This window comes from Faecalibacter sp., assembly GCF_057177045.1.
In genome coordinates this window covers 1287017-1311741 of record NZ_CM169987.1, presented here as the reverse complement: position 1 = coordinate 1311741, position 24725 = coordinate 1287017, and the positions used below count along the sequence as shown (strand labels likewise).

Genomic DNA, 24725 nt, shown 5'->3' with positions numbered 1-24725 from the left:
TTAGAATGATAGCTTAAATTAATTTGGTTAAATTCATCATAATAATATAAAAACCAACTGATTATGTTTGAATGTAAACAATACCATTATGCTTCATCGAGTAAAGCGTTGTCGCGATTAAAGAAAAAAGGTTATGAAGTCGATTTTAATTTACTCCAAAATCGAATATTGGATTATCCACAAGATTTTAAAATCATTTATATTTTTCGTTATGAAGGAGAATCGTCACCCGAAGATTGTTCTACAGTGTACGGAATAGAATGTGTATCCAGTGGAGAAAAAGGAGTATTTGTAATGGGGAATCCCGCCTATGATGGTTCAGGTGCTTCGAATCTTTTGCATCAGATCGAAATAGAAGGTCGATTAAATCAAAAAAGAGAAATTGCATAAAAACAATTTCTCTTTTTTTATCTCTTATTTAGCGCGTCGGCATAAAACCTTATAAGGTATAGCGAACGAACTGTTGTATTTTGATTTTAATCTTCGAATGTCTGGGTTGGCAGAAGATTTTGTAAAATAATCTCCAACTAATACACGGTAGTCAGGAGCGAAATAAACAACTTGTGCACTCATGCCTGGGTAAGCTCGTTCAAATTCATTCTTTACTTTATCAGCATCTCCGCGGTTTTTCGAGTAATAAATTTGAATCTTAAATCCATTAATTTGTGTTTGAGTTGCACACGGATCTGAAGCATTGGCTTTAGGAGGGTCTTTTTTTACCACCACTTTTTTTACAGGAGCAGGGCAAGAGGCATCCTCTTTTGCTGTGATCACTTGATTAATTCGCTGATCTAACTCTATTTTTAATGTTCCTTTATTTTGAATAATGACGGTATCTATTTTTTCCTGTGAAAAAACGACCGTTGTAAAGAGCATTAAGAGTAATGCAATAAAATTTTTCATGAATGAATTAATTTAGGCAAATATAGTTTGAACTTTAATAGTTACAAAAAATTAATCTTTCCAAAACAAAAAGCATGCTAAAATGATAAGAAGATGTTATGTTAAACAGAAAAAAATGTAAAAAAAATCATTTAAAGCGGGAAATAATTCGTTTGATTTTGACTGATTTGAATAAGCATTGAACTCATTTATATTTCAATAGGAAAGCGGTATTAATTTAGAATCTTTTTAAATTAAGATGAATGACAAAGTTCAGTATAGAATCTTTATGATTTTATTAAGTATTGAAAGTATTTTTGCTGTTAGTTAAGTGTTCAAAATAAAAACTAATTAAAAGTAAACAACGAACTGAGAAATTAAGTAAATGAAGGCAAGATTTCTAACGAGAATACGTTTATGGAGTGCCGCGGTTCTTATGGCCACGTTCTCCCTTACTCAAGCCCAAGACGCTGGAAAAGGCTACGAGTTATTCGAGCAAAATTGTACAGCTTGTCACCAGATTGATGGCAAATTGATTGGACCAGAATTACGTAACGTTGAAAAACGTCTGATGGACGAACAAGGTTTAGGTAAGGAATGGTTACACGCTTGGATCAAAGACAACAAAGCATTACGTGAGTCAGGTGACGCGTATGCGAACAAGGTTTATGCTGAAAATAATAACACAGAGATGTTAGCTTTCCCAGGGCTTTCAGAAGGTGATATTGATAATATTTTAGCATATACTGCAGACCCAGATGGTGGGAAAGCTGCTTTCGAAGCTGCTAAGGCAGAAAAAGAAGCGGCAGAAAAAGCTGCAAAAGACGCTTCTAAACAAGGAGGTGGAGGAGCTTCAACAGGAATTATTGCTGTTGGTTTCGTCGTTTTAGCTGCATTATTATTATGGATTTTAGCACGTGTTAATGCATTAGTGAAAGCTACTTCATTAAACGAATTAGATCCTAAAGTTGCAAAAACAGCTCAATCATTCTCAGCTACTTTTGAGAAATACAAAAAAGTTGCTGGTTTAGCTGTAGGTGTTTTAGCATTCTTCGCATTATTTAATGTATACTGGGGAATGATGGGAGTTGGTGTTGATAAAGGTTATGAGCCTGAACAACCAATTTATTTCTCTCACAAAGTTCACGCTGGTGTTCAAGGAATCGACTGTCAATACTGTCACAGTTCTGCGAAATACGGTAAAGTATCTGGAATTCCATCTACTAACGTATGTATGAACTGTCACAAGTCAATCAAAGAATACAAAGGGGAGTACTTTGAGGAAGATTTAGTAGCTTCTGGAAAATTTGCTGATGGGAATGAAGTTAAAAAGTTCTATACAGGAGAAATCCAAAAAATGTATAAAGCGATTGGATGGAACCCAGAAACGAATAAATATGAAGGTACACAAAAACCTATCGAATGGGTACGTATCCACAATATGCCAGATTTCGTTTACTTCAGCCACGCACAACACGTTGTTGCTGGTGAGCAAGCTATCTTAAAAGCAATTAAAGAGGGAACTATTCCAAATGCTGCTGAATTAAATATCGGTGGTGGAGATCAAGTATGTTTTGCATGTCACGGACGCGTTGATGAAATGAACGAAGTGAGAATGGCAAATGACTTCACTATGGGATGGTGTATTGAGTGTCACAGAACTACTGAGGTAGATATGGACAACGGGTATAACAAAGAATATTACGCAGAACTACACGAGAAGTTGAAAAAACAATACGGTGACGCTACTAAAGTTACAGTAGATGCTATCGGAGGTTTAGAGTGTGGTAAATGTCATTATTAATATAAAAAAGAGAGGAGTATAAATGGCTTCGAAGAAAAATTACTGGAGAAGTTTTGAGGAGTTAACTGACAATACTTTAAATGAAAAGTTAACTACCAACGAATTTGCAGAGGAAATTCCTGTAGATAATTTCTTAGGGAATGAAAGCGCCATGGAGAATAACCAAACTTCACGTCGTGACTTTTTGAAGATTTTAGGGTTCAGTACAGCTGCTGTTACATTAGCAGCCTGTGAAGCTCCAATCGTAAAATCTGTTCCTTACGTAGTTAAACCAGAGGATATCAATCCAGGTGTACCTACATATTATGCATCAACAATTTTTGATGGATACGATTATGCTAACGTATTAGTACGTACTAGAGAAGGTCGTCCAATCCGTATCGATGCAAATAAAGGAGCAAAATATTTTGGTTCTACAAATGCTCGTGTTCAAGCATCTGTATTATCATTATATGATTCAGATAAAATTAAAACACCATTAGTAAATAGCGGTGATAAATTCAAACAAACTTCTTGGGAAGATGTGGATGCTAAAGTAACAAAAGCTTTAGCTTCATTAGGAGGTAAAAAAGCAGTGATCTTAACTTCTTCTATTCCTTCACCATCAACGAAGAAATTAATTGCAGAATTTGCTGCTAAATATCCAACAGTTCAACACGTAGTTTATGATGCTATTTCTTATTCAAATGGATTAGATGCTGCACAAGAATTCTATGGAAAAAGAGAATTACCTTACTACGAATTAGCAAATGCTGAATTAGTTGTTTCTTTTAACGCTGATTTCTTAGCTGATTACAACGGAGGTGGTATGGAAGGATCATACGCTGCAGCTCGTAAACCAGGAGCTTCAATGTTACGTCACATCCAAGTTGAATCTGTTTTATCTTTAACTGGTGCTAATGCGGATACACGTTTCCCATTAAAACCAACAGAAACTGAAAAAGTTTTAGCAGAAGTTTACAATGGATTACAAGGTGGATCTGTTTCTTCTAAAGAAGCGAAAGCGATTGTAGCAGAGTTACAAGCAAAAGGATCTAAAGCTGTTGTAATGGCTGATGGTTCTAAAGAAGCTTATACTTTAGCATTTGCTATCAACCAAATTTTAGGTTCAGTAGCTGTTTCTAATAAAGCAGTATTATTAAAAGAATCAAATGACGCGGTATTTAATCAATTCATCAACGAAGCAAAAGCAGGTCAAGTTGGTGTATTATTCACTTACCAAGTTAACCCAGTATACAATAGTAATAAATCTAAAGATGTTGAAGCGGCATTTAAATCTATTGGTTTAAAAGTGGCAATGGCAGAAAAATTAGATGAAACTGCTTCTTTAGCTGATGTTGTAGCACCAGTAACACACGCATTAGAGTCTTGGAATGATTTTAACCCTTTAACAGGAGTTTATTCATTACAACAACCAACAATTCGTCGTGTATTTGATTCTCGTCAGTTCCAAGATTCATTAATCGCTTGGATGACAGGAGTAACAAAAGTCGTAGAAACTGAAGATCCAAATGATCCAATCATGCAAATGGCTGTTTCTGCAACAAGACAAAAAGTTTCTCCTTACTTCTTATACGTTAAAAACAACTGGGAATCAGCAATCTTACCTCAATTAGGTGTTGATTTTAACAAAGCTTTATACAACGGATACAATGAATCTCAAGAAGCAACTTCATTTGCAGGAAATAGCGGAGTAGCTGCTGCAGCTGCTGCAAAATTAGCTGCTGGAAAAGCTTCAGAATGGGAAATTCAATTCTATGCTAAAGCTGGATTAGGAGATGGTACACAAGCAAATAACCCTTGGTTACAAGAGTTACCAGATCCAATTACAAGAAACTCTTGGGATAACTACTTAACAGTAAATCCAATGGATGCTGAGAAGTTAGGAATCAAAATTCAAGATAACTACAATGTAACAAACGGAAGAATGCAATTCGATGGTGAATTCGTTAACGTAACTGTTAATGGAAAAACAATTGAAGTTCCAGTATTCATCCAACCAGGTCAAGCGTTAGGTACTGTAGGTTTAGCCTTCGGATACGGACGTACAAAAGCTGGTAAAGTTGCAAATGGAGTAGGGGTTAATGCTTATGAAATTTATGCAGGAAATGTAGGTGCGACTAACGTGAAGATTGAAAAATCTTCTCGTACAGACAAACACCCATTTGCTAACATGCAACAACAACCTACTTTAATGGGACGTTACGAAATCGCTCGTGAAGTTTCTTTAAATGATTTCATCAATACAGATCGTCAAGAATGGAACCCATCAGCTATTATGCCAACATGGAGAGGAACTACTCCAACAGGTGAAGTAGATATTTGGGCATCATTTGATCGTTCAGTAGGACCACACTTCAACTTATCAATCGACATGAATGCATGTACGGGTTGTGGTGCTTGTGTTATCGCTTGTCAAGCGGAAAACAACGTTCCTGTTGTAGGTAAAGATGAAATGCGTCGTTCTCGTGATATGTACTGGTTAAGAATCGACCGTTACTATTCTGATGTTACTTACCAAGATGAAGCAGGTCGTTTAACTCAGAAAATTGCGTTAGAGTCTGATCCAGATAACGAGCCACAACAATACAAACGTTTAATTAAACCAGAGGCTGAAAATCCAGACGTGATCTTCCAACCAATGATGTGTCAACACTGTAACCACGCTCCTTGTGAGACTGTATGTCCAGTTGCTGCAACATCTCACGGTCGTCAAGGTCAAAATATGATGGCATACAACCGTTGTGTTGGTACTCGTTACTGTGCAAACAACTGTCCTTATAAAGTACGTCGTTTCAACTGGTTTAACTACAACTTCAACGAGAAGTTCGATTTCCACATGAACAATGACTTAGGACGTATGGTATTAAACCCAGACGTTGTCGTACGTACGAGAGGGGTTATGGAAAAATGTTCTTTCTGTATCCAACAAACTCAAGCAGCGATCTTAAAAGCTAAGAAAGAAGGACGTCGTGTTACTGATGCTGAATTTAAAGATGCAGCAGCTTGTGCTGGAGCTTGTGGTTCAGGAGCAATGAAGTTTGGTGACATCAATGATGATAACTCTGAAGTAAGACAATTATCAAAAGATAAACGTTCTTATGTGTTATTAGAAGAGATTGGTACTAAACCTAATGTTATCTATCAAGTAAAAGTTAGAAACAGAAAAGAGAACGCATAATTAATTTATTAAAGAATCATAAGGTAAACAAATATGTCACATTACGAATCACAGGTAAGAGAGCCCCTTATTAAAGGACATAAAACCTACCACGATATTTCTAATGACATCGCACGCCCGATTGAGAGTAAAGCAGGTAAACTTTGGTGGACTGCTTTCGGGATTGCATTCGTTGCATTCTTATTAGGTATTGGATGTATCGCCTATACAGTAGGTACTGGTATCGGTGTATGGGGATTAAATAGAACAATTAACTGGGCATGGGATATCACTAACTTCGTATGGTGGGTAGGTATCGGACACGCCGGAACGTTAATTTCAGCCGTTTTATTATTATTCCGTCAAAAATGGAGAATGTCGGTTAACCGTTCTGCGGAAGCCATGACAATCTTCGCCGTTGTACAGGCAGCGTTATTCCCTGTAATCCACATGGGTCGTCCATGGTTAATGTACTGGGTATTCCCAATTCCTAACCAATTCGGTTCATTATGGCCAAACTTTAACTCACCATTATTATGGGACGTATTCGCGATCTCGACTTATTTCTCTGTATCAGTAGTATTCTGGTTCATTGGATTAATTCCTGACTTCGCATTAATTCGTGACCGTGCAACTAAACCATTTGCTAAGAAAATCTACGGAATCTTATCATTTGGATGGGGAGGTAAAGCGAAACACTGGCAACGTTTTGAGGAAATCTCATTAGTATTAGCTGGTTTATGTACACCATTAGTATTCTCTGTACACACTATCGTATCTTTTGACTTCGCAACGTCAGTAATTAAAGGATGGCACTCAACAGTATATCCTCCTTACTTCGTAGCGGGTGCGATTTTCTCAGGTTTCGCGATGGTACAAACATTATTAGGAGTTTTACGTAAAGTATTCCACTATGAAGCTTATATTACACGTAAGCACATCGAGTACATGAACATCGTAATCGTTGTAACTGGAGGTATGGTAGCAGTAGCTTACTTAACTGAGTTATGGATTGCATGGTACTCTGGATCTCGTTACGAAGACTTTACATACTTCTCTCCAGGTGCTGCTACAGGACCTTATTGGTGGGCTTTCTGGGCGTTAATTTTATGTAACGTATTAATCCCAGGTTTATTATGGATCCGTCCAATTCGAAGAAACTTCTTCTGGACTTTCATCATTTCAATCGTAGTTAACGTTGGTATGTGGTTCGAGCGTTTCGATATCATCGTAATCAACTTATCTCGTGACTACTTACCATCAAGCTGGACTATGTTTATGCCAACGTTCGTTGACGTAGGTATCTTCGTAGGAACAAACGGATTCTTCTTTGTATTATACTTATTGTACGCACGTACATTCCCAGTATTACCACAAGCTGAATTAAAAACTATTTTGAAATCATCTGGCGAAAGCTACAAAAAACATCATACTGAAGATGAGCATCACGAACACTAAAATCGTATATGGTCTTTACGGAGACGACGATGATTTAATGAAAGCAGTAAAGTCAATTCGTAAACAAGGTATTACAATTGATGAAGTGTATACACCATTTCCTGTTCACCATTTAGATAAAGCTTTAGGTTTAAAGAAAACTCGTATTTCTGACATTGGTTTTTTCTATGGTTTATTTGGAACGACGTTAGCAGCGACAATGACATGGTTTATCATGAATCATGACTGGGCACAAGATATTGGTGGTAAACCATCATTCTCTTGGGGTCAAAATATGCCTGCGTTTATTCCAATTATGTTCGAGTTAACGGTATTCTGTGCAGCGCACTTTATGTCATGGACATATTTATTCCGTAATAAATTATATCCAGGTGCAGCACCTCAAAATCCAGATCCTCGTACAACAGATGATAAATTCATGATTGAAATTCACACTACTGATGTAGAGAAAATCAAAAATGTATTTATTGAAACAGGAGCAGAGGAAGTAACTGTAAAAGGTGATTTCCCTCAATCGAATGTTAACAATTTAGTACAAGAAGAAGCATAATGAAAAAGACAGCACTATTTTTAGGATTAGCAGCGGGAGTTCTTGTAACTTCTTGTTCAGATAAAAAACGTACGCCAAGTATCGTTTACATGCCAGACATGTACTATGCAACGGCTTATGATCCTTATCAAAAAGCAAATGCGAAGTATCCAACAACGGATGCTCCATCAGATGTGCCAGTTTTCAATGCACACTACAATATGTCTGCTTTAGAATCTGTTGAAGGTTCTGTAGCGCGTACTGACGGTGACATTCTTCCTTGGCCATATAAAAACAATAACGCAGGTTATGCTCAAGCTAAAGCTGTAACTGCATCTCCTTTACAAGGGGATAAAGCCAAAGATTTAGAAAGAGGTAAAAAATTATTTGGGCAAAACTGTGCGGTATGTCACGGAACAGCAGGAGATGGACAAGGTTCTATTGTTCAATCGAAAGCTTACTCAGGTGTACCTACATATGGTGAACGTGATATTACTGTCGGTTCTATCTATCACGTAATTATGTATGGTAAAAATGCGATGGGTTCTTATGCCTCTCAATTAACACCTGCAGATCGTTGGAGAGTTGCTGAATACGTTATGAGTTTGAAAAATGGTGGGGCAGAAGCTGCACCAGCTGCGGAAGCTCCTGCAGCGGAAGCTGAAGCATCAACAGAACAAACAACTAACGAAAAATAATCAAATAAGTTAATTATCATGCAATATACATTTTCCCCAAAATTGAAAATGACTTCTCTTATCATGATTGTGGTAGGGGTAGTACTTTACGGGATTGGATTTTTCTTACATCAATCTGATGTAGCAAATTCAACTGACTATATTAATGGATTAATTCAAGCAGATCCAACACAATTTTATGGTGATTTCGTATCTGATTCTTATTTATCATTAAATACAGATCACGAAGCACATATGGAACATTTATTAAATTTATTAAAAAACCGTCCTTGGGCTGCTTTTTATGTTCCTGCATATTTTTCTTTTGGTATCGCTGCTTCAGCTTTATTCTACTTATCAATCCAATTCGTTGCTAATGCAGGTTGGTCTATGGTAGTTACTCGTGTAATGGAAGGTATTGCTTCTTACTTACCAGTTGCTTCTGTATTATTGTTAGTAGTTGTAATCGGTTCTGCAATGCACTGGAATCACTTATTCCACTGGATGGCGGCTGATTTAATTGATCCAGAAAGCGCTAACTATGATATTTTCATGGCGAACAAAGCACAGTTATGGTTAAATACTCCATTCTGGGTTATCCGTTGTGTTATCTACTTAGTCGTATTATCAGCAATGGTTCCTGTAATCAAAAATGCAACTCGTAAATTAGATGAAAATCCTGGTGATAAAGGATTATTCTCTTCTTTATATACAAAATCTGTTTTATACATCGTTTTCTTCGCAATCTTCTCTGCAGCATTTGCATGGGATTTCGTAATGTCGTTAGATCCTCACTGGTTCTCTTCATTATTTATGTGGTACGGAATGGTTTCATACTTAGTTTCTGCGGTTTCTATTATGGCAATCATCTCAATCTACTTAAAAAGAAAAGGATCTTTACCATTATTCAATGACAACCACTTACATGATTTAACTAAATACATGTTCGGTTTCTCATTATTATGGTCTTACTTATGGTTCTGTCAGTTCATGTTACAATGGTATGCGAACATTCCTGAGGAAGTTCAATACTTTGAGCAACGTATGGCGCAATACCCTTACTACTTCTGGATGTTAGCAGTAAACTTATTTGCACCATTCTTAATCTTAGTTTCTTCTTCAATGAAACGTCGTTTCAACATTGTATTTGCTATGGGATTCTTAATTGTATTTGGTCACTACTGGGACTTCTACAACCAAATTATGCCAGCAGCTGTTGGACCATTCCACAACTTCGGATTCATGGAGATTGGAGCTTTAGTTGGAATTGCAGGTTTATTTACTTTCGTAGTAATGAATGCAATTTCTAAATTAAACTTAGAAGCTAAAGGTCACCCTTACTTCCACGAATCAAAAATTTACGAATACCCATTCTAATCAGAACGGTTATCATAAATACTTAAAAGCCCGATGCATTTGCATCGGGCTTTTTTTATGTTTTTATATTAAATAGATCTTCTTTTAATTTCTAATTGAATAATGAATTGATAAATTTCATCATCTGTACCAAGAGATCCTAAAACGTACACACCTTTTTCACCAGTTTCGTTGTTTACGATTCCATACACGGATGATTCGTCATCTGGATTAGAAGCTCCTTAGTAACGGTAGATATATGTAATGTCAAATAGTTCTGGCTTAGCTTTAATTTGCTCTTTTTCGATATTATAATCATTTGTATACCCAAGTTCTTTTAATTCTTCTAAAGCGATACTTAAAGATTTGTATCGGTATTGTAATTTTTCTTTCATATTATTTAGGTTTGCTCTATCTTTCTCAAATAACATTCCAATCATTGTTAATAATAAATTGATTATCAATCTGAACTATATTAAATTCTATATTACTTAGCTGTTATTTGTCTTTAAATAGCTTTTTGTTTTTAGTATATATGTAAAAAAATATCAATTTTATATATTAATTTATAAAACTTAACATGATGATAAATAAGACAGTAAGTGTTTAATTATAAGAAAATATTAGTTAATTTATAATATTTGACAACAATAGTTCTATTGATTTGCATATTATTATTGAAGTAATTAACGTTAATGAGATGGTTATAGGTTGCAAACTATAACTAAAGAATTAAAAACTAAATTACTTTAAAAATGAAAAAAATGTTATTAGCAAGTGCTTTTGCTCTTTTCGGAACGTTCGCAATGGCGAATGATACTGATCAAATATTAACTTATCAATTAGAAGAAACGGTAAGGGAATGTGCTACTTTTCAATCTAAAACAGAATGTGGTGGATATTATACCGCTTGTCATAATGGGGAAGGTATTGATACTGATAAATTGGATGCGGGTGATAGAGCTATGTGCGATGCTTTAAAAGAAATTGAGCAGTCAGCTCCTGGTTACGAATAAAATTATTATAGGCTCTATTCTAGAGCCTATTTCTTTAAAACTATAAAATCATGAAGAATTACTTTTTATTATTTTGCTTTGTCATCATTAATTATAATTGCTTTGCTCAGCATAAACTCACTTATGATTATACCTATTATTATGACAGTCTTCGTCCTACTAATGTTATAGCAAATGAAGTTGCTGTAATTCAAACTTTGAAAGAGCGATTTTATTTTGAAGTGAATAAAATAAAAAAAATAGAAGTAGATTATTTAGCATGGAAAAATAAAGAAGATCCTCAAGTAACTTGGGAAAAACAAGGAAATATTCCGTATTCTAAATTAAATAATTATTTCATTCAAGATAATAATGGAATTTCGATATTTCATTCAAGTACCGATCGATTTATAGCTAAACTAAACTTGGATGAAACTCAGCAATGGATCTTATCAGATGCTAAGCATGAGAATACTAATCTAAAGAAGGCAACGACAACTTATTTAGGAAGAAATTGGATTGCGTGGTATGACGAAACAATTCCGATTAATGATGGTCCTTTTTTGTTTAAAGGATTACCAGGTTTAATCGTAGAATTACAAGATGATCATGGATATTTTCATTGGAAGTTGGCATCGTATAAAATGAATTATGATGATAATAATTATACACGAGAATTGTTAGATTACAGAATACCTAAGGCAATGGCAATTTCAGAAAATGAGTTAAAAAATGTGTTTAAACAATTTTTTTACGATCCAGGAACATCGATATCATCATCCGGAATTGTTGTTGATGAAGAAAAGATGAAAAAAATGATTGAATTTCGTAAATCGCAAATTCATCGTTATTTAATCCCTGATTTATGGACGTATTTATAAAATAAGTTAACATTTTGAAACCACAACTTTTCCTACTATTCCTATTTATAGCCCAAATTCTTTTTGCGCAACTTACAATTTCTGGTAAAATTACAAATGAAAAAGGACAAGCTATCGCTGGTGCAAATGTTATTTTATCGCCAAGCGATGAAGATAAAACATTGACTTATTTTATTACCAAAGCCGATGGGAATTTTACGTTAACACTTAAAGAATCCTTGTACGAAATGTACGAGGTAAAAGTGCGAGCCATGAATTATGCCTTTGCTTCCGATTTAGTCAACGAATCAACTTCTAATTTTGATTTTACATTGCAAGAAAAAGCAATTGAGCTAAAAGAAGTGCAATTGAAGCAACCTGCAGTGCGAAAAAAAGGCGATACTATTGCTTACGATGTAACGAACTTTAAAGATATACAAGATCGTACAATAGCTGATGTCATCAAAAAAATGCCAGGAATAGAGATCGAATCTTCTGGTCGTATTTTGTATCAAGGCGAACCCATTAATAAGTATTATATAGAAGGAATGGATCTTTTGGGTGGTAAATATGCTTTAGCAAACGAAAATCTATCCGCAGATGCAGTAGATAAAGTGCAAATTTTAGAAAATCATCAACCCATCAAAATGTTAGATAGTTTGGTTGTTAGTTCTAAAGCTGCATTAAATATCAAACTTAAAAATAAAATAACGTATTCTGGTAAAGCAGAAATCGGTTTAGGTGTTTCGCCATTGTTGTATCAAACCAATATTACACCAATGTTGTTTAAAAAGAAACAGCAAATGATTGGTTCTTACCAATCCAATAATCGTGGTGAAGATGTAACGAAACAAATGGATATATTATCTTTGGAAGATCTTTTAAATCATACTGAACGTTTTTCTAATGAAGGTTGGTTAGGTATATCTTCAGTACAAACGCCTCATTTTAACGAAAAAAGATGGTTGGATAATGCTGTTCAATTAGGTACTTGGAATCATTTGTTTAAATTAAATAAAGAACTCGATTTACGTTTTAATTTGTCGTATACCAACGATTACCAAAAGCAAATAGGGCAAAGTACAAAACAATATTTTTTACCATCTGGAAATTTATTGTTAAATGAACAGAAGCGTAATCATCTTCAATCTGAAAATTTATCAGCAAAAGCGACATTACTACGCAATAGTACAGATAATTATCTTCAAAACGAAATAGAATTTAGAGGTGCATGGAATCGTTCGCATGGTTATTTAAGAAGGAATAATGAATTAGTTGATCAAATCGTTCAAAAACCAAATCAAGAATTTGCCAATCAATTCAAAATCATAAAGAAAATAGGAAAGCAGTTGGTAACTATTCGTTCATCTATTTCTTACAAAGATTATCAAGAAGAGTTATCTATTTCTCCTGGAGTTTTTATTGATATGATTAACCAAAATCAAAACTATCAAAATGCTTTTCAACGCATAGATTTTAATAAATTTTCGACCAACAATTTTATTGAATTTTCGAAAGGAATTCAATCGATTTCGGTGCATTCAAAAATCGGATTTGGATATCTCAACCAAACAATGGAAAGTAATTTGTATGCTGATGAAATGCGTATTGGTAATCATTTTACAAATGATGTGAATTGGTCCATATTTAATTACTATTGGGATAATCGTTTCGAATATAGAAAAGGAAATTTTAGAACCACTCTTTTGTTACCCATAGAAATGAATCATCTTCAGATGAAAAATCTAGTTAAGAATGAAGAAATGAATCGTTTGTTCGTGAATCCGAATTTATTTTTATCATACAAATTATCCAATCAATGGGAATTACGATCTACAAACACATACAAACAGAGTTTAGGAAGTTTATCACAAATACATGAGAATTATATTTTATACAATTACAACACAATACAACAGCGTGACGGAAAATTAAATGAACGTAATTCTTGGATTTCTTCTATAAAAGCTGAATACAAAAATCCAATCAAAGCTAGGTTCATTAATTTGGGGTATAATTATTCGTGGATAGAAAATACTTTATTGAATAATTATCAATTTAATTCAGATGCAAGTTCCATTTTACAAGTTGTAGAACAAACCAATCATCAATTATCCCATAACTTAAATGCTAAGTTTAGTCAATATTTTTCAAAATTAAAATCAACTTTCGAAGTTGAAATTTTTCAACAATGGTCTAAAAATGATGAATATCTCAACAATGCATTTATTGAAGTCAATAACCAAATAACCAACATAAAAACAGGTGTGAAATTTCGTCAGTTAAGTTGGATGACATTTGAATATAACTATTCATGGTTTAACTACAGAAGCAAGATGATGGTTGATCCATCGCGTAAAATAGTCAACCAAGAGCATCAATTGGGGTTCCATTTTTTTCCAGCCGATCGTCATTATATCAAATTGAATATGGATGCTTATATTAATGATGATTCTAGGTTAAATCCAAATTCTTTTTTTGGCGATTTGATGTATCGATACACGTTAAAGAAAAAGAAAATCGATTTCGAATTAACAGCTTATAATCTGTTCAACGAAAAATATTTTTCTCAAAACAGTTTAAGTTCGTATTACGAAATGCGCTATCAATACAAGCTAAGACCAACACAAATTATGCTAACAACACGTTTTACGTTTTAAAATATAAACTTCCTTTTGTGGAAGTTTTTTTTATTTTGGACGTTCCCTTCGGTCGGGTTTCCCTTTACAATTAATGCTATTGAAAAGGATTTCTAACGTTCCTGCAAAGCAAACAATGAAGATAAACCTTAATGAATTTTAATCTTAAATAAGCTACGGATAACAATATTTATAAATGTGATATAAAAACAGCCCGATGCAAATGCATCGAGCTGTTTTTATGTTTAATGTTCAATATTTCTTCTTTTGATTTCTAAATCAATAATAAATTGATCAATCTCATCATCTGTTCCTAATGATCCTAAGACATAAACACCTTTGTCACCATTTTCATTATTAATGATACCATAAACAGAGGATTCATCTCCAGGATTTGTCGCTCCTTCGTAGCGGTAGATATACGTGATGTCAAAGACGTCAGGATTTACTCGAATACAATCCTTTTCAAGATTATAATCAATGGTATAACCTAATGCTTTTAGTTCCTCTAAGGCAATACTTGCAGATTTGTATTGGTATTGAATTTTTTCTTTCATAACATGTAGATTTTAAGTGAATTGGACAAATAATATACCAATTTTATTTCTGGAAACTTAATATCAAATGCACAAGTATAATTCTTGTTCAAACGTACTATTTTTTAATTGGTTTGATGATGAGAATGAACAAAGTAGGGTATCAATTAATGAATGAGAATTTACTAAATCATTGTAAATTATTCTCCATATTTCAATTGAAGCATATTCACAGAATGATCGTTACCGTTGACTTGAATAATATAAACATTATCAAATTCCGTTTCAGGAATCTCAATGTTATGTTGTGTAAGGCGTTCGATATTCACGGGAAGTGTATTAGAATGTCCGACGAGTAAGATGGTTTTACCTTTGTATTTATTTGTTAGATGATCCGTTAATAAACTAAAGGTGGCATCTACATCATAGCTATTAATCTTCAAATTATTTTGTTCCGCTACCATTTGGGCTGTTTGTTGGGTTCTTTTCAGTGGAGTGGTATAAATAGCATCAATTTTGACATTAGAAAGTAGTCTTGCTAGCGCTTGCGCACGTTTTTTACCATTTTCACTCAATTCTGTATTCGGTGTATGATCCGCTTTTTCGGCATGTCTTACTAAAATAAAGGTTGTAATTTTTGAATTATTTGCACTTTGCGCCCATATATTTTGATGGCAAAAAATACATAGAAGGACCAAAATAGATGAAATATAATTTCGCATATATAAATTTTGGTGCAATTTAAATACTATTTTAAGCTAGATGTGAATTATTCAAATGATTTTATGTATTGAATAATTAAAATGTTCATTGGTAGAAATAAAAAAGTACAACCTTGTGAGTTGCACTTCTTGAAAAATCATAATTGCTGTATTTATTTAAGCGGCATCGTACTTTTTATCGTCTATGACCATCTTCGAAATAATTTCAAACATAATTTCTTGTGAACCACCTCCGATGGTACCGATTCTTGCATCACGATACATGCGAGCTAAATAGTGGTCTTCGCGTACGCCTAAATCGTCCATAATCTCGATACATTTGATGATTATTTTATCGGCTAATGCTGTTGCATTTACTTTAGCAACCGAACATTCTAATACCATATATTCACCCTCATTATGATTTTTACAACATTGATAAACATATTGTTTAGAAAGTTCTACATCCGCTACCATTTGAGCTAAATCATGACGTTTTTGTTGATTATCTGCACCTTTCAATAATTTTGCTTTTTGTTGAATGGTATATTCTAAAGCATTTACTGCATCGTTAATCGAACCTAAAGCCATCGAAAGTCTTTCGTATTGAAGTCCTCCCATTAAATAAAAGAAACCGCTTCCTTCTGTACCGATTAAATTTTCTACGGGTACTTTTACATTATTGAATCCTAATTCAGCGGTGTCTGAAGCATGCCAACCCATTTTTTCGATTGGATTTTTCGTAATTCCTTCAGCATCTGCATCAATAATCAACAAAGAAAATCCTGCGAAACCTGCGTTGGGATCAGTTTTTACAACGGTCACATAAAAGTCACCTAAGATTCCGTTCGTGATAAATGTTTTAGAACCATTGACGATGTAATGATCGCCATTTTTTATAGCTGTTGTTTTAGCATTGGCAACATCCGAACCACCACCTGGTTCAGTAATTCCCATGCAACAATTCATATCGCCTTGGATAACAGCTTTTAGGTATTTGTTTTTTAAGAAATCAGATCCATACTTGTGAATATAGGGTAGTGCCATTTGAGTAATCCCAAAAGCAGCATTAAAACCACCACTTCTAATTTTTGAAACTTCCTCTACTAATAAGACATTGTACCAGAAATCGCGATTGGTTCCACCGTATTCTTCTGGAAAACCAAAACCAAGATAACCTCGTTCCCCCATTTTTTTCCAAATGGATTTCGGGATATGTTTTTCCTTTTCCCATTGGTCGATATAGGGTTGAACTTCTTGATCAAAGAATGCTCTTATTTCTTTTCTTTTTTCTTCGTGTTCAGCTGTATAATATCTACTCATAACTAATCCAATTAAAAAAAGGCTGTATTCCTACAGCCTTTTTATTTTAATTTTTAACCTAATAAAGACTGTAATTTCATTGCAACGCCCATATCTCCTTTGATCTGAACTTTTCCGCCCATTACGGCATTCATTGGATTTAATTTTCCAGATAATAAATCAGCTAAATCTTCTTTTGAAACTTTTAACGTACAATCAGTATCTTGATCGTCCTGAGAAACTACGTTAGCTCCACCTTTACCATCGATTACGATAACTTCTCCTCCTAAATCGAATTTTAATGAGTTTCCGATTGCTGATGCTTTTTCTGCGTTCGTTTTGATAACGTCTAATAAATTTAAATCTGACATAATTGTGTTTTTTTCTTGATTAGTATTTGTAGTATGATTATTTGTTGATTGTCCGTTTAATTTTGGTGCAGCATTGTTACTCGCTGGTTTTGTGCTATGTGCTGAATCGTAAGATACATCATCTATCACCATTTTTGCAATAATTTCGCGCATAATTTCTGATGTTCCACCACCAATTGTTCCTACACGTGTATCACGATACATACGAGCGATTTTAAATTCCTCTGTAAATCCATATCCACCGAAGAATTGTAACGATTCGTTGATGACTCTACTCGATAGTTCAGTTGATTGAAGTTTAGCAATTGAACATTCTTTTACCGCATATTCCCCTTCGTTTTGTAATTGGGCACAGTAATAGACATAGTTTTTCGTTACTTCGATATCTGCGGTCATTTGCGCTACACGATGACGTAAAACTTGGAAACGATTAATTTTACGACCAAATGCTTCACGTTGGTTCATATACTCTAAAGCGTAATTTAATGCACATTCAGAAGCAGCAGTTCCCATAATTGCTCCTGCTAAACGCTCTAATTGTAATCCTCCCATTAAGTAAATAAATCCTAAACCTTCTTGTCCTAATAAATTTTCTTTTGGAACTTTTACGTTATCAAAGCTGATTTCTGCTGTATCTGATGAATGCCAACCTAATTTTTCTATTTTAGTTGTCGTTACACCTGCAGATTCACGATCAATTAATAATAAAGAGACGCCTTTTACACCAGCTTCTGGATCTGTTTTCACAACCGTTACATAATAATCGCCGTAGATTCCGTTCGTGATGAATGTTTTTGATCCGTTTACCACATAATGATCTCCTTCTAATTTAGCCGTCGTACGGATATTTGCTGCATCCGATCCAGCACCAGGTTCAGTAATCGCAATGGCAGAAACTTTATCTCCCGCAATTGTTGGCATTAAATAGTTTTCTTTAATGAAATCTGAACCGTGTTTCATTAAATATGGTGAAGACATGTATTGAATTACTGCAAAAGTAATCGCAAACCCTCCTGAAAAGATTGAAGAAATTTCTTCTAAGAAAATCACAGAGTAGTAGAAATCTAAATCCATTCCTCCGTATTGTTCTGGCATATTTAATCCTAAATAGCCCATTTCACCCATTTTCTTGATGACCTCACGAGGTATCTTATTCTCTTTTTCCCATTGGTCGATATAAGGCGTAACTTCTTTGTTTAAAAATTGTTTTAACGAATCTCTAAATGCTTTGTGTTCGTCTGTAAACTTAATATTTTTCATTTTTTGTGATTTTGTTTTTAAGCCCAAATAATTTTTTCAGTTTTGGTAACCCATTGTCCGAATTTATCTTGGTATTTATCTTGAACCAAGTTTCGTTTTACTTTTAGGGTTGGTGTAAGAATCTTATTTTCAATGGTCCATTCGTCACTGATAATGACAATATGAGAAAGACGTTGGAAATTGATTAATTCTTCATTCACACGTTTTAATTCAGGTAAAAGGGTTTCTTCAATTTCTTGTTTTGATTTCGCTTTTCCAATTTCAGAAAGACGGATCAAAGCTAATGGCTGCGCTAATCCTAATCCAACAACGACAATTTGTTCGATGTTTTCGTTGGTTCCGAATTTCCATTCGATAGGAGAAGGAACTACATATTTTCCTTTAGAGGTTTTGAATGCATCTTGAATACGTCCATCGATGTACAAATATCCGTCTTCGTCTAATCGTCCACGGTCTCCGGTGTGTAACCAACCATCTTCGATGACTTCTGCACTTTTCTCTGGATTTTTATAATAACCTTGTAAAATAGAGGGACCTTTTAATAAGATTTCGTGTGTTTCTTCATCAATTCTTAATTGTAAACCATCAATTGGTAATCCAACCGTTCCGGTTTTTTGATTTCCTGGAGGTGTTAAAATCGTAAGACCAGTTGTTTCGGTCATACCATAAACTTCTCGTAAGTGTAATCCTAAATCGGCATACCATTTTTTTAATTCGGGTGGAATAGGAGCAGCCGCTGTAATTGGGTGAACCATGCGTGATAGTCCTAATTTTTGTTTGATTTTTTTCTTTACAATTCCAGAGACAATCGGAATTTTAAATAATAAATCTAAACGTTTTTGTGGCATTTTTTCTAAAACTCCTAATTGGAATTTTGACCATAAATGGGGAACAGTAAACATCAAGGTAGGTTGCGTATCTTGGATATTTTGAACAAACGTATTGATATTTTCTACGAAAGAGATTGTTCCTCCAGTAATCAAACACGCCATTTCAACAGCCATTCGCTCACCAATGTGATTTAAAGGAAGAACGGAAATAAAATGGGCATTCCCAATGATTTCGCGTAAACCAATCACATGTTTTGTCGTTTCAACTTTAATGACATGACGCATGTTGCCATACGTTAAGATTACTCCTTTTGGACTTCCGGTCGTTCCGGATGTAAATAAAATCGTCCAAATATCATCATCAGCAAAAGTTGGTTGATAATCTTTTACCTCAGACGTCTCTATGATTTCATCCCATTTAATTCCTCGATCAATCTTAGAATGACCCGGATGATCTTTAAAGGTAAATATTTCTACATCGGCTGGAATTACTGCCTTAATTTGATCCCATGTTTCTAATTTGCCGACGAATAAGAATTTTGAATCACTTTCTTTTAAAACGACTTCGAATTCCGATGCGTTTAAATTTGGGTAGAAAGGCGTAGAGATTGCCCCTAACATTAAGATTGCTAAATCTGTAATTACCCATTCGGCACAGTTTTTAGAAATAATTCCGACATGTGTATTTTTAGTCACACCTTTTTGTTCTAAGAAATGTGCAAGTTTGCGGGCTTGTTCACCAACTTCTTTGTATGTATAAGTTGTCCATTCGCGGCCTTTTGGCTGGCGAAGAAATACCTCATTTGGTTTTTCTTTTTCCCAATGGAAAAAGAAATCCGTGAATGCGGGATTGTTAAATTGTGGAAATGACATAATAGTGGAAATTTTGTGGTTTTGTGTTATTTCTTGTGGTTATATCCTATAATGTAAATACATCTCCCCAAAGTCTTTGACCGCCGTCAACATACAAGGTTTCTCCCGTAATAAATTTGGCATAAGGACTCGCTAAAAATAATACCGCATGAGCAACATCATCCGTCGATCCTAATTCGTTTACTGGAACTGTTTTGGCAATTCCTTCTACCAATTCCTTTGGATAGCGTTCTAATCCTGTGGATTGGATGATTCCAGGCGCAACCGCATTAATTTTAATGCCTTGTCTTGCCCATTCAATGGCTAATGATTTCGTTAAATTATCTACACCTGCGCGTGCTGCTCCTGTGTGAGACATTCCAGGAAATCCTTTAAAAATATTCGCAATAATGTTGACAATATTTCCTTTCTTTTGTTCTAAGAAGAAAGTATTGGCCATGGTTTGCGTCATATAAAATGTACCGTTTAGATTATTGTTAATCACCGAAGTCCATCCATTGAAAGATAAATCTTTGGCTAATGAAGGGAATTGACCCCCGGCATTATTCACTAATATATCTAAACGTCCATATTTCTCTTTGATGTAATCTGCTAATTGTTGAATTTGTTCTTGTTCGCGAATATCACAGATTTGGTACGTCACTTCTCCTGCATCTTGCAATTTTTCAATCGCTTTTTGCAGTTTTTCTTCGTTACGACCTGTAATCACTACTTTGGCTCCGTTTTCTAAGAATTGTTTCGCAATGCTGAATCCAATTCCACTTCCGCCACCCGTAACTAATACAATTTGGTCTTGAAATGAATCCTGTAAAATCATACTTATGAGATTCTAGGAATGTTTAAAATTTGACGTGTTTCTTCAATAGAAGCAGGTTCTTTTCCTACCATACGAGCTAAACGAACAGCAGCATCAACTAATTCACCGTTTGATTTTGCCATTTCTCCTTCTGGTAAATAGAAGTTATCTTCTAATCCAACACGGAAGTTTCCTCCTAAAGTTAAAGCAGCAGCAGCTAATGCCCATTGCTTACGTCCAATTCCGATAACCTGCCAAACTGAATCTGGTGGTAATGTATTGACTTGATGCACTAAGTTTTGTGTCGTTGGCGCAATTCCTCCTAAAACACCCATTACTAATGAATAGATATATGGTTTTTCCATAATACCCATATCGATAATTGGTAAAGAGTTATTGATATGACCGTTATCGAAACATTCCATTTCTGGACGAGTTCCAGCCGCTTTCATTCTTTCCATAAAGAATTGAATGTCTTTGAATGGATTCGCGAAAACGAAATCGTGGTAAAATTGTTTTTTCTCTTTTGAGTAAATCGCATAATTCATTGAACCCATATTTAATGCTGCCGTTTCTGGCTTTAAAGCATCAATTTGGTGAATACGCTCTTCGTTTGGAATTCCGATTGCTCCAGTAGAATAATTGATGATCACATCTGGACAATGTTTACGCACTTCTTCGTGAATTCTTGTATATGTTTCTACATCATACGCTGGTAATCCATTGTCTTGACGCGCGTGAATGTGAACGATAGACGCCCCAGCTTCTACAGCTAATTTTGCTTCTAATCCAATTTCTTCTGGCGTATATGGAATATATGGACATTGATTTCTGTTTGCTAAGGCTCCAGTTAATGCCGCTGTGATGACTACTTTATTTTTCATTTTTTGTGGTTTTGTGTTTTGATATGTTGTTTTAGTTTATTCTCCTTTCCATTCCGGTTGACGCTTTTCTCTAAAAGCCGCAATTCCTTCTTGTGCATCTTTGGAACCGATGGCTTGCATGAGCATTCCGAATAAATATTCGTTTTCTGCTTTTACGTCTTTTTCTTTTAATTTTTTGTAGGCTGTTAATCCTAGTCGAATGGCGTTCGGTGAGTTTTCGAATAAAGTCGATAAGATTTCGTTTACTTTCTCATCCGTATTCTCTGTTACGTGTGTGATTAATCCATCCGTTAACGCTTCTTCCGCTGAAATACTTTTCCCTGTAATGCACCAATCGATGACTTTACGAGCAGGCATTACTTCCAACAAACTGCTCATGACTTGAAAAGGGTATAAGCCACGCTTCACTTCGGGTAAACCAAATTCTACCGATGGTTTTGCAACGACGTAGTTACAACCTGTCATGATTAACATTCCACCTGCTAATACATTTTTATCGACTTGAGCGATACAAGGTTTTGTTAGATTATTAAAGAACTCATTGATTAAGACTTTATCATTTGGGAATGGAATCGTTGAAACAATTTCTTCCGATCCACCTTGAAATGCTTTTAAATCGGCTCCGGCACAAAAAATATCTCCGTTTGCTTTTAAAACGACTGCCCAAACGTCTTTCGCTTGATTCGCATATTCCAAAGCAAATGCTAATTCATTCACCATATGTGGATGCAAAGCGTTCTTTTTTTCTGGACGATTTAACGTAATCGATAAGGTATGATTTGCTTCTTCAACGATTAAAAATTGAAACGTTTGCTCGTGTAATTTTGCAACTAATTCTGTTTCGAAGTATCCCATTTTATGCAATTTTTAAGAGTAAATAATCCGCTTCGATGCTTTGTGCTTTTTCCACAAAGATTTCTTCTACCACACCATCTTTATCGGCAACCACTGGAATTTCCATTTTCATTGAAGATAAGATAATTAGTGTTTGACCTTCTTTTACTTCGTCACCTACATTCACTCGAATGTCGATGATTTCAGCTGGCATAGGTGAGGTATAACCACCTTCTACCTTTTCTTGTTTTTTTGGAGGGAAACGATCCACATATTTTACATCTAAACTTCCAAAATTTGGATGTTGAATAAAATACGTTTGATCTTTATGTAATACGGTGTATGTTTCTTTTTTACCGTTAATGATCAAATGGATTTGAGCATCTTTAAAATCGATAATAGTAACTTCATAATTTGAATCTCCAATTGAATATGCTAAAGATTTTCCAACGGTACGATAGTTTACTTTTGTTTGATTATCATTGATTTCAAACGTATCCCATTGTCCTTGAGAGAAGCTGTTTCTCCAACCAATTAATGAATGATTATGCTTATTTCTTTCAGCATAACGAGCAGCTGAAACCGCAATTAACGCTTCATTGATGTATGGATCAGTTGACGCTTTTTCAAACGAATAAGATGTTTCTAAGAATTTAGTATGATAATCTCCTGATTGAACGTGCTCATTTTTGATTAAATCCAATAAGAAATCTTGATTCGTCGTTACACCTAAACATTTTGTATGCTCTAATGTATATTGCATCTTACGAAACGCTTCATCACGTGTATTGCCGTGCACGATGATTTTCGCAATCATTGGATCGTAGAATAAAGAAATTTCTGATCCAGATTCAATTCCAGACTCAATTCTTAATCCATCCACTTTTGGTAGTTCGAATAATTCGATTTTACCAGTCGCTGGCATATAATTGTTCGAAGCATCTTCCGCATACAAACGTAATTCCATCGCATAGCCAGAAGATTTTACGTCTTCTTGTTTGATGGCTAAAGCTTTTCCTTCTGCCGAATCAATTTGCATTTTCACTAAGTCTAATCCTGTAATTTCTTCCGTTACGGGATGCTCAACTTGTAAACGTGTATTTACTTCTAAGAAATAGAACGATTCGTCTTTGTCTGAATACACAAACTCTACCGTTCCTGCATTGTCATAGTTTAACGCTTTTGCTACACGACAAGCTATTTCTCCCATTTCCTCTCTTTTCGCTTGTGATAAAATTGGCGACGGAGATTCTTCCAATACTTTTTGGTAACGACGTTGAATTGAACATTCTCTTTCTAATAAATGAATCACATTCCCGTGTTTATCACCAAAAATTTGGAACTCGATATGGCGTGCATTTTCGATGTATTTTTCGATGATTAAATGATCGTCCCCAAAAGCAGATTTAGATTCGCGTTTCGCCGCTTCGATTGCGTTTTCAATTTCGCTTTCGTTGTTGACGATACGCATTCCTTTTCCACCTCCACCAGCAGAAGCTTTTAATAATAAAGGAAATCCAATTTTTAAGGCTTCTTGTGTTAAGGTTTCGATGCTTTGATCGTCTTTATTGTATCCAGGAATAGTAGGAATTTGATGTTCCTCCATAATTTTTTTCGCAATGGATTTAGAACCCATTTGGCGAATTGCATTGGCGTTAGGACCAATAAAAGTTACACCTTCAGCTTCGCAACGTTCTGCGAAATCGGCATTTTCGGATAAGAAACCATAACCTGGGTGGATAGCATCAGCTCCAGATTTTTTAATGATTTCAACTATTTTTTCGACATTGATATACGTATCAGCTGGTTGATTTCCTGGTAAGTGATATGCTTCATCTGCTTGTTTTACAAATAAAGCATCTTGATCAGCATCCGAGAATACAGCGATAGATTTTATCCCCAATTGTTTACACGTACGAATAATACGGCAAGCAATTTCTCCTCGGTTGATAATTATAATGGATTTAATCGATTTCAT

21 protein-coding genes are annotated in these 24725 nt (G+C 34.8%); 10 read left to right on the top strand and 11 right to left on the bottom strand.

Translation table 11 applies throughout. The annotated features are described in order from the left end of the window. Nucleotides 1-63 precede the first annotated feature (63 nt). Nucleotides 64-390 (top strand): hypothetical protein, encoded by a 327-nt coding sequence (locus AC1QSP_RS05925; protein ID WP_484080208.1) that lies wholly within the window; start codon nucleotides 64-66, stop codon nucleotides 388-390. A gap of 24 nt (nucleotides 391-414) precedes the next feature. Here AC1QSP_RS05925 and AC1QSP_RS05920 read toward each other — a convergent pair whose 3' ends face one another. After that, complete coding sequence (locus AC1QSP_RS05920) at nucleotides 415-903, bottom strand: SPOR domain-containing protein (RefSeq protein WP_322969234.1); 489 nt, start codon at nucleotides 901-903, stop codon at nucleotides 415-417. 364 nt (nucleotides 904-1267) lie between these two features. Here AC1QSP_RS05920 and AC1QSP_RS05915 point away from each other — a divergent pair, with 364 nt between their 5' ends. The 6 genes from AC1QSP_RS05915 to AC1QSP_RS05890 are packed head-to-tail and all read left to right on the top strand — an operon-like array spanning nucleotide 1268 to nucleotide 9887. Next, nucleotides 1268-2686 carry a c-type cytochrome gene (locus tag AC1QSP_RS05915; protein WP_484080207.1) on the top strand — a complete coding sequence of 473 codons (1419 nt, stop codon included), beginning with the start codon at nucleotides 1268-1270 and terminating at the stop codon, nucleotides 2684-2686. Between the two features lie 22 nt (nucleotides 2687-2708). Continuing rightward, complete coding sequence (locus AC1QSP_RS05910; RefSeq protein WP_484080206.1) at nucleotides 2709-5867, top strand: TAT-variant-translocated molybdopterin oxidoreductase; 3159 nt, start codon at nucleotides 2709-2711, stop codon at nucleotides 5865-5867. A gap of 33 nt (nucleotides 5868-5900) precedes the next feature. Continuing rightward, entirely contained in the window at nucleotides 5901-7304 is a 1404-nt protein-coding gene (gene nrfD / locus AC1QSP_RS05905) for an NrfD/PsrC family molybdoenzyme membrane anchor subunit (RefSeq protein ID WP_484080205.1), read from the top strand. Further along, nucleotides 7291-7854 (top strand): DUF3341 domain-containing protein, encoded by a 564-nt coding sequence (locus AC1QSP_RS05900; protein WP_323674092.1) that lies wholly within the window; start codon nucleotides 7291-7293, stop codon nucleotides 7852-7854. The genes nrfD and AC1QSP_RS05900 overlap by 14 nt, the downstream gene beginning before the upstream one ends. Beyond that, the gene (locus tag AC1QSP_RS05895) at nucleotides 7854-8531 is read left to right on the top strand and encodes a c-type cytochrome (protein WP_484080204.1); all 678 of its coding nucleotides are present in this window, start codon (nucleotides 7854-7856) and stop codon (nucleotides 8529-8531) included. Before AC1QSP_RS05900 ends, AC1QSP_RS05895 begins: the two co-directional genes overlap by 1 nt. Before the next feature lie 48 nt (nucleotides 8532-8579). Continuing rightward, nucleotides 8580-9887, top strand: coding sequence for a hypothetical protein (locus AC1QSP_RS05890; protein ID WP_484080203.1), 1308 nt, complete (start codon nucleotides 8580-8582; stop codon nucleotides 9885-9887). A 221-nt stretch (nucleotides 9888-10108) separates the two neighbouring features. Here the strand turns inward: AC1QSP_RS05890 and AC1QSP_RS05885 are convergent, their stop codons facing one another. Beyond that, nucleotides 10109-10330, bottom strand: coding sequence for a hypothetical protein (locus AC1QSP_RS05885; protein WP_484080202.1), 222 nt, complete (start codon nucleotides 10328-10330; stop codon nucleotides 10109-10111). 291 nt (nucleotides 10331-10621) lie between these two features. On the opposite strand from AC1QSP_RS05885, the gene AC1QSP_RS05880 reads away from it, so the two are divergent. Genes AC1QSP_RS05880 through AC1QSP_RS05870 form a run of 3 tightly spaced genes read left to right on the top strand, consistent with a single transcriptional unit; the run spans nucleotide 10622 to nucleotide 14381 of the window. Continuing rightward, on the top strand, nucleotides 10622-10882 hold the full coding sequence (locus AC1QSP_RS05880) for a hypothetical protein (protein WP_484080201.1): 261 nt from the start codon (nucleotides 10622-10624) through the stop codon (nucleotides 10880-10882). Between the two features lie 50 nt (nucleotides 10883-10932). Continuing rightward, the gene (locus AC1QSP_RS05875; RefSeq protein WP_484080200.1) at nucleotides 10933-11742 is read left to right on the top strand and encodes a GLPGLI family protein; all 810 of its coding nucleotides are present in this window, start codon (nucleotides 10933-10935) and stop codon (nucleotides 11740-11742) included. Between the two features lie 14 nt (nucleotides 11743-11756). Further along, the gene (locus tag AC1QSP_RS05870) at nucleotides 11757-14381 is read left to right on the top strand and encodes a carboxypeptidase regulatory-like domain-containing protein (RefSeq protein WP_484080199.1); all 2625 of its coding nucleotides are present in this window, start codon (nucleotides 11757-11759) and stop codon (nucleotides 14379-14381) included. Between the two features lie 224 nt (nucleotides 14382-14605). Here the strand turns inward: AC1QSP_RS05870 and AC1QSP_RS05865 are convergent, their stop codons facing one another. The 9 genes from AC1QSP_RS05865 to AC1QSP_RS05825 all read right to left on the bottom strand — a co-directional run bounded on the left by AC1QSP_RS05865 (nucleotide 14606) and on the right by AC1QSP_RS05825 (nucleotide 24725). Continuing rightward, nucleotides 14606-14917 (bottom strand): hypothetical protein, encoded by a 312-nt coding sequence (locus tag AC1QSP_RS05865; protein ID WP_484080198.1) that lies wholly within the window; start codon nucleotides 14915-14917, stop codon nucleotides 14606-14608. Between the two features lie 179 nt (nucleotides 14918-15096). Then, nucleotides 15097-15618 carry a SixA phosphatase family protein gene (locus tag AC1QSP_RS05860; RefSeq protein ID WP_484080197.1) on the bottom strand — a complete coding sequence of 174 codons (522 nt, stop codon included), beginning with the start codon at nucleotides 15616-15618 and terminating at the stop codon, nucleotides 15097-15099. A gap of 156 nt (nucleotides 15619-15774) precedes the next feature. Then, nucleotides 15775-16920: an acyl-CoA dehydrogenase family protein gene (locus AC1QSP_RS05855; RefSeq protein ID WP_484080196.1), complete on the bottom strand. Its 1146-nt coding sequence runs from the start codon at nucleotides 16918-16920 to the stop codon at nucleotides 15775-15777. A gap of 53 nt (nucleotides 16921-16973) precedes the next feature. Then, on the bottom strand, nucleotides 16974-18530 hold the full coding sequence (locus AC1QSP_RS05850; RefSeq protein WP_484080195.1) for an acyl-CoA dehydrogenase family protein: 1557 nt from the start codon (nucleotides 18528-18530) through the stop codon (nucleotides 16974-16976). A gap of 17 nt (nucleotides 18531-18547) precedes the next feature. Next, nucleotides 18548-20233, bottom strand: coding sequence for an AMP-binding protein (locus tag AC1QSP_RS05845; protein ID WP_484080194.1), 1686 nt, complete (start codon nucleotides 20231-20233; stop codon nucleotides 18548-18550). A gap of 46 nt (nucleotides 20234-20279) precedes the next feature. Then, the gene (locus tag AC1QSP_RS05840) at nucleotides 20280-21050 is read right to left on the bottom strand and encodes an SDR family oxidoreductase (protein ID WP_484080193.1); all 771 of its coding nucleotides are present in this window, start codon (nucleotides 21048-21050) and stop codon (nucleotides 20280-20282) included. Between the two features lie 2 nt (nucleotides 21051-21052). Beyond that, complete coding sequence (locus AC1QSP_RS05835) at nucleotides 21053-21913, bottom strand: beta-keto acid cleavage family enzyme (RefSeq protein WP_194183487.1); 861 nt, start codon at nucleotides 21911-21913, stop codon at nucleotides 21053-21055. A gap of 36 nt (nucleotides 21914-21949) precedes the next feature. Beyond that, nucleotides 21950-22768 carry an enoyl-CoA hydratase-related protein gene (locus AC1QSP_RS05830; RefSeq protein WP_484080192.1) on the bottom strand — a complete coding sequence of 273 codons (819 nt, stop codon included), beginning with the start codon at nucleotides 22766-22768 and terminating at the stop codon, nucleotides 21950-21952. 1 nt (nucleotide 22769) lies between these two features. After that, on the bottom strand, nucleotides 22770-24725 hold the full coding sequence (locus AC1QSP_RS05825) for an acetyl/propionyl/methylcrotonyl-CoA carboxylase subunit alpha (protein WP_484080191.1): 1956 nt from the start codon (nucleotides 24723-24725) through the stop codon (nucleotides 22770-22772).

Bases quoted from the DNA above. Each gene is read 5' to 3' on its own strand.
- AC1QSP_RS05925 (WP_484080208.1), top strand. From the start codon at position 64: ATGTTTGAATGTAAACAATACCATTATGCTTCATCGAGTAAAGCGTTG.
- AC1QSP_RS05920 (WP_322969234.1), bottom strand. From the start codon at position 903: ATGAAAAATTTTATTGCATTACTCTTAATGCTCTTTACAACGGTCGTT.
- AC1QSP_RS05915 (WP_484080207.1), top strand. From the start codon at position 1,268: ATGAAGGCAAGATTTCTAACGAGAATACGTTTATGGAGTGCCGCGGTT.
- AC1QSP_RS05910 (WP_484080206.1), top strand. From the start codon at position 2,709: ATGGCTTCGAAGAAAAATTACTGGAGAAGTTTTGAGGAGTTAACTGAC.
- nrfD (WP_484080205.1), top strand. From the start codon at position 5,901: ATGTCACATTACGAATCACAGGTAAGAGAGCCCCTTATTAAAGGACAT.
- AC1QSP_RS05895 (WP_484080204.1), top strand. From the start codon at position 7,854: ATGAAAAAGACAGCACTATTTTTAGGATTAGCAGCGGGAGTTCTTGTA.
- AC1QSP_RS05890 (WP_484080203.1), top strand. From the start codon at position 8,580: ATGACTTCTCTTATCATGATTGTGGTAGGGGTAGTACTTTACGGGATT.
- AC1QSP_RS05880 (WP_484080201.1), top strand. From the start codon at position 10,622: ATGAAAAAAATGTTATTAGCAAGTGCTTTTGCTCTTTTCGGAACGTTC.
- AC1QSP_RS05875 (WP_484080200.1), top strand. From the start codon at position 10,933: ATGAAGAATTACTTTTTATTATTTTGCTTTGTCATCATTAATTATAAT.
- AC1QSP_RS05865 (WP_484080198.1), bottom strand. From the start codon at position 14,917: ATGAAAGAAAAAATTCAATACCAATACAAATCTGCAAGTATTGCCTTA.
- AC1QSP_RS05860 (WP_484080197.1), bottom strand. From the start codon at position 15,618: ATGCGAAATTATATTTCATCTATTTTGGTCCTTCTATGTATTTTTTGC.
- AC1QSP_RS05855 (WP_484080196.1), bottom strand. From the start codon at position 16,920: ATGAGTAGATATTATACAGCTGAACACGAAGAAAAAAGAAAAGAAATA.
- AC1QSP_RS05850 (WP_484080195.1), bottom strand. From the start codon at position 18,530: ATGAAAAATATTAAGTTTACAGACGAACACAAAGCATTTAGAGATTCG.
- AC1QSP_RS05845 (WP_484080194.1), bottom strand. From the start codon at position 20,233: ATGTCATTTCCACAATTTAACAATCCCGCATTCACGGATTTCTTTTTC.
- AC1QSP_RS05840 (WP_484080193.1), bottom strand. From the start codon at position 21,050: ATGATTTTACAGGATTCATTTCAAGACCAAATTGTATTAGTTACGGGT.
- AC1QSP_RS05835 (WP_194183487.1), bottom strand. From the start codon at position 21,913: ATGAAAAATAAAGTAGTCATCACAGCGGCATTAACTGGAGCCTTAGCA.
- AC1QSP_RS05830 (WP_484080192.1), bottom strand. From the start codon at position 22,768: ATGGGATACTTCGAAACAGAATTAGTTGCAAAATTACACGAGCAAACG.
- AC1QSP_RS05825 (WP_484080191.1), bottom strand. From the start codon at position 24,725: ATGAAATCGATTAAATCCATTATAATTATCAACCGAGGAGAAATTGCT.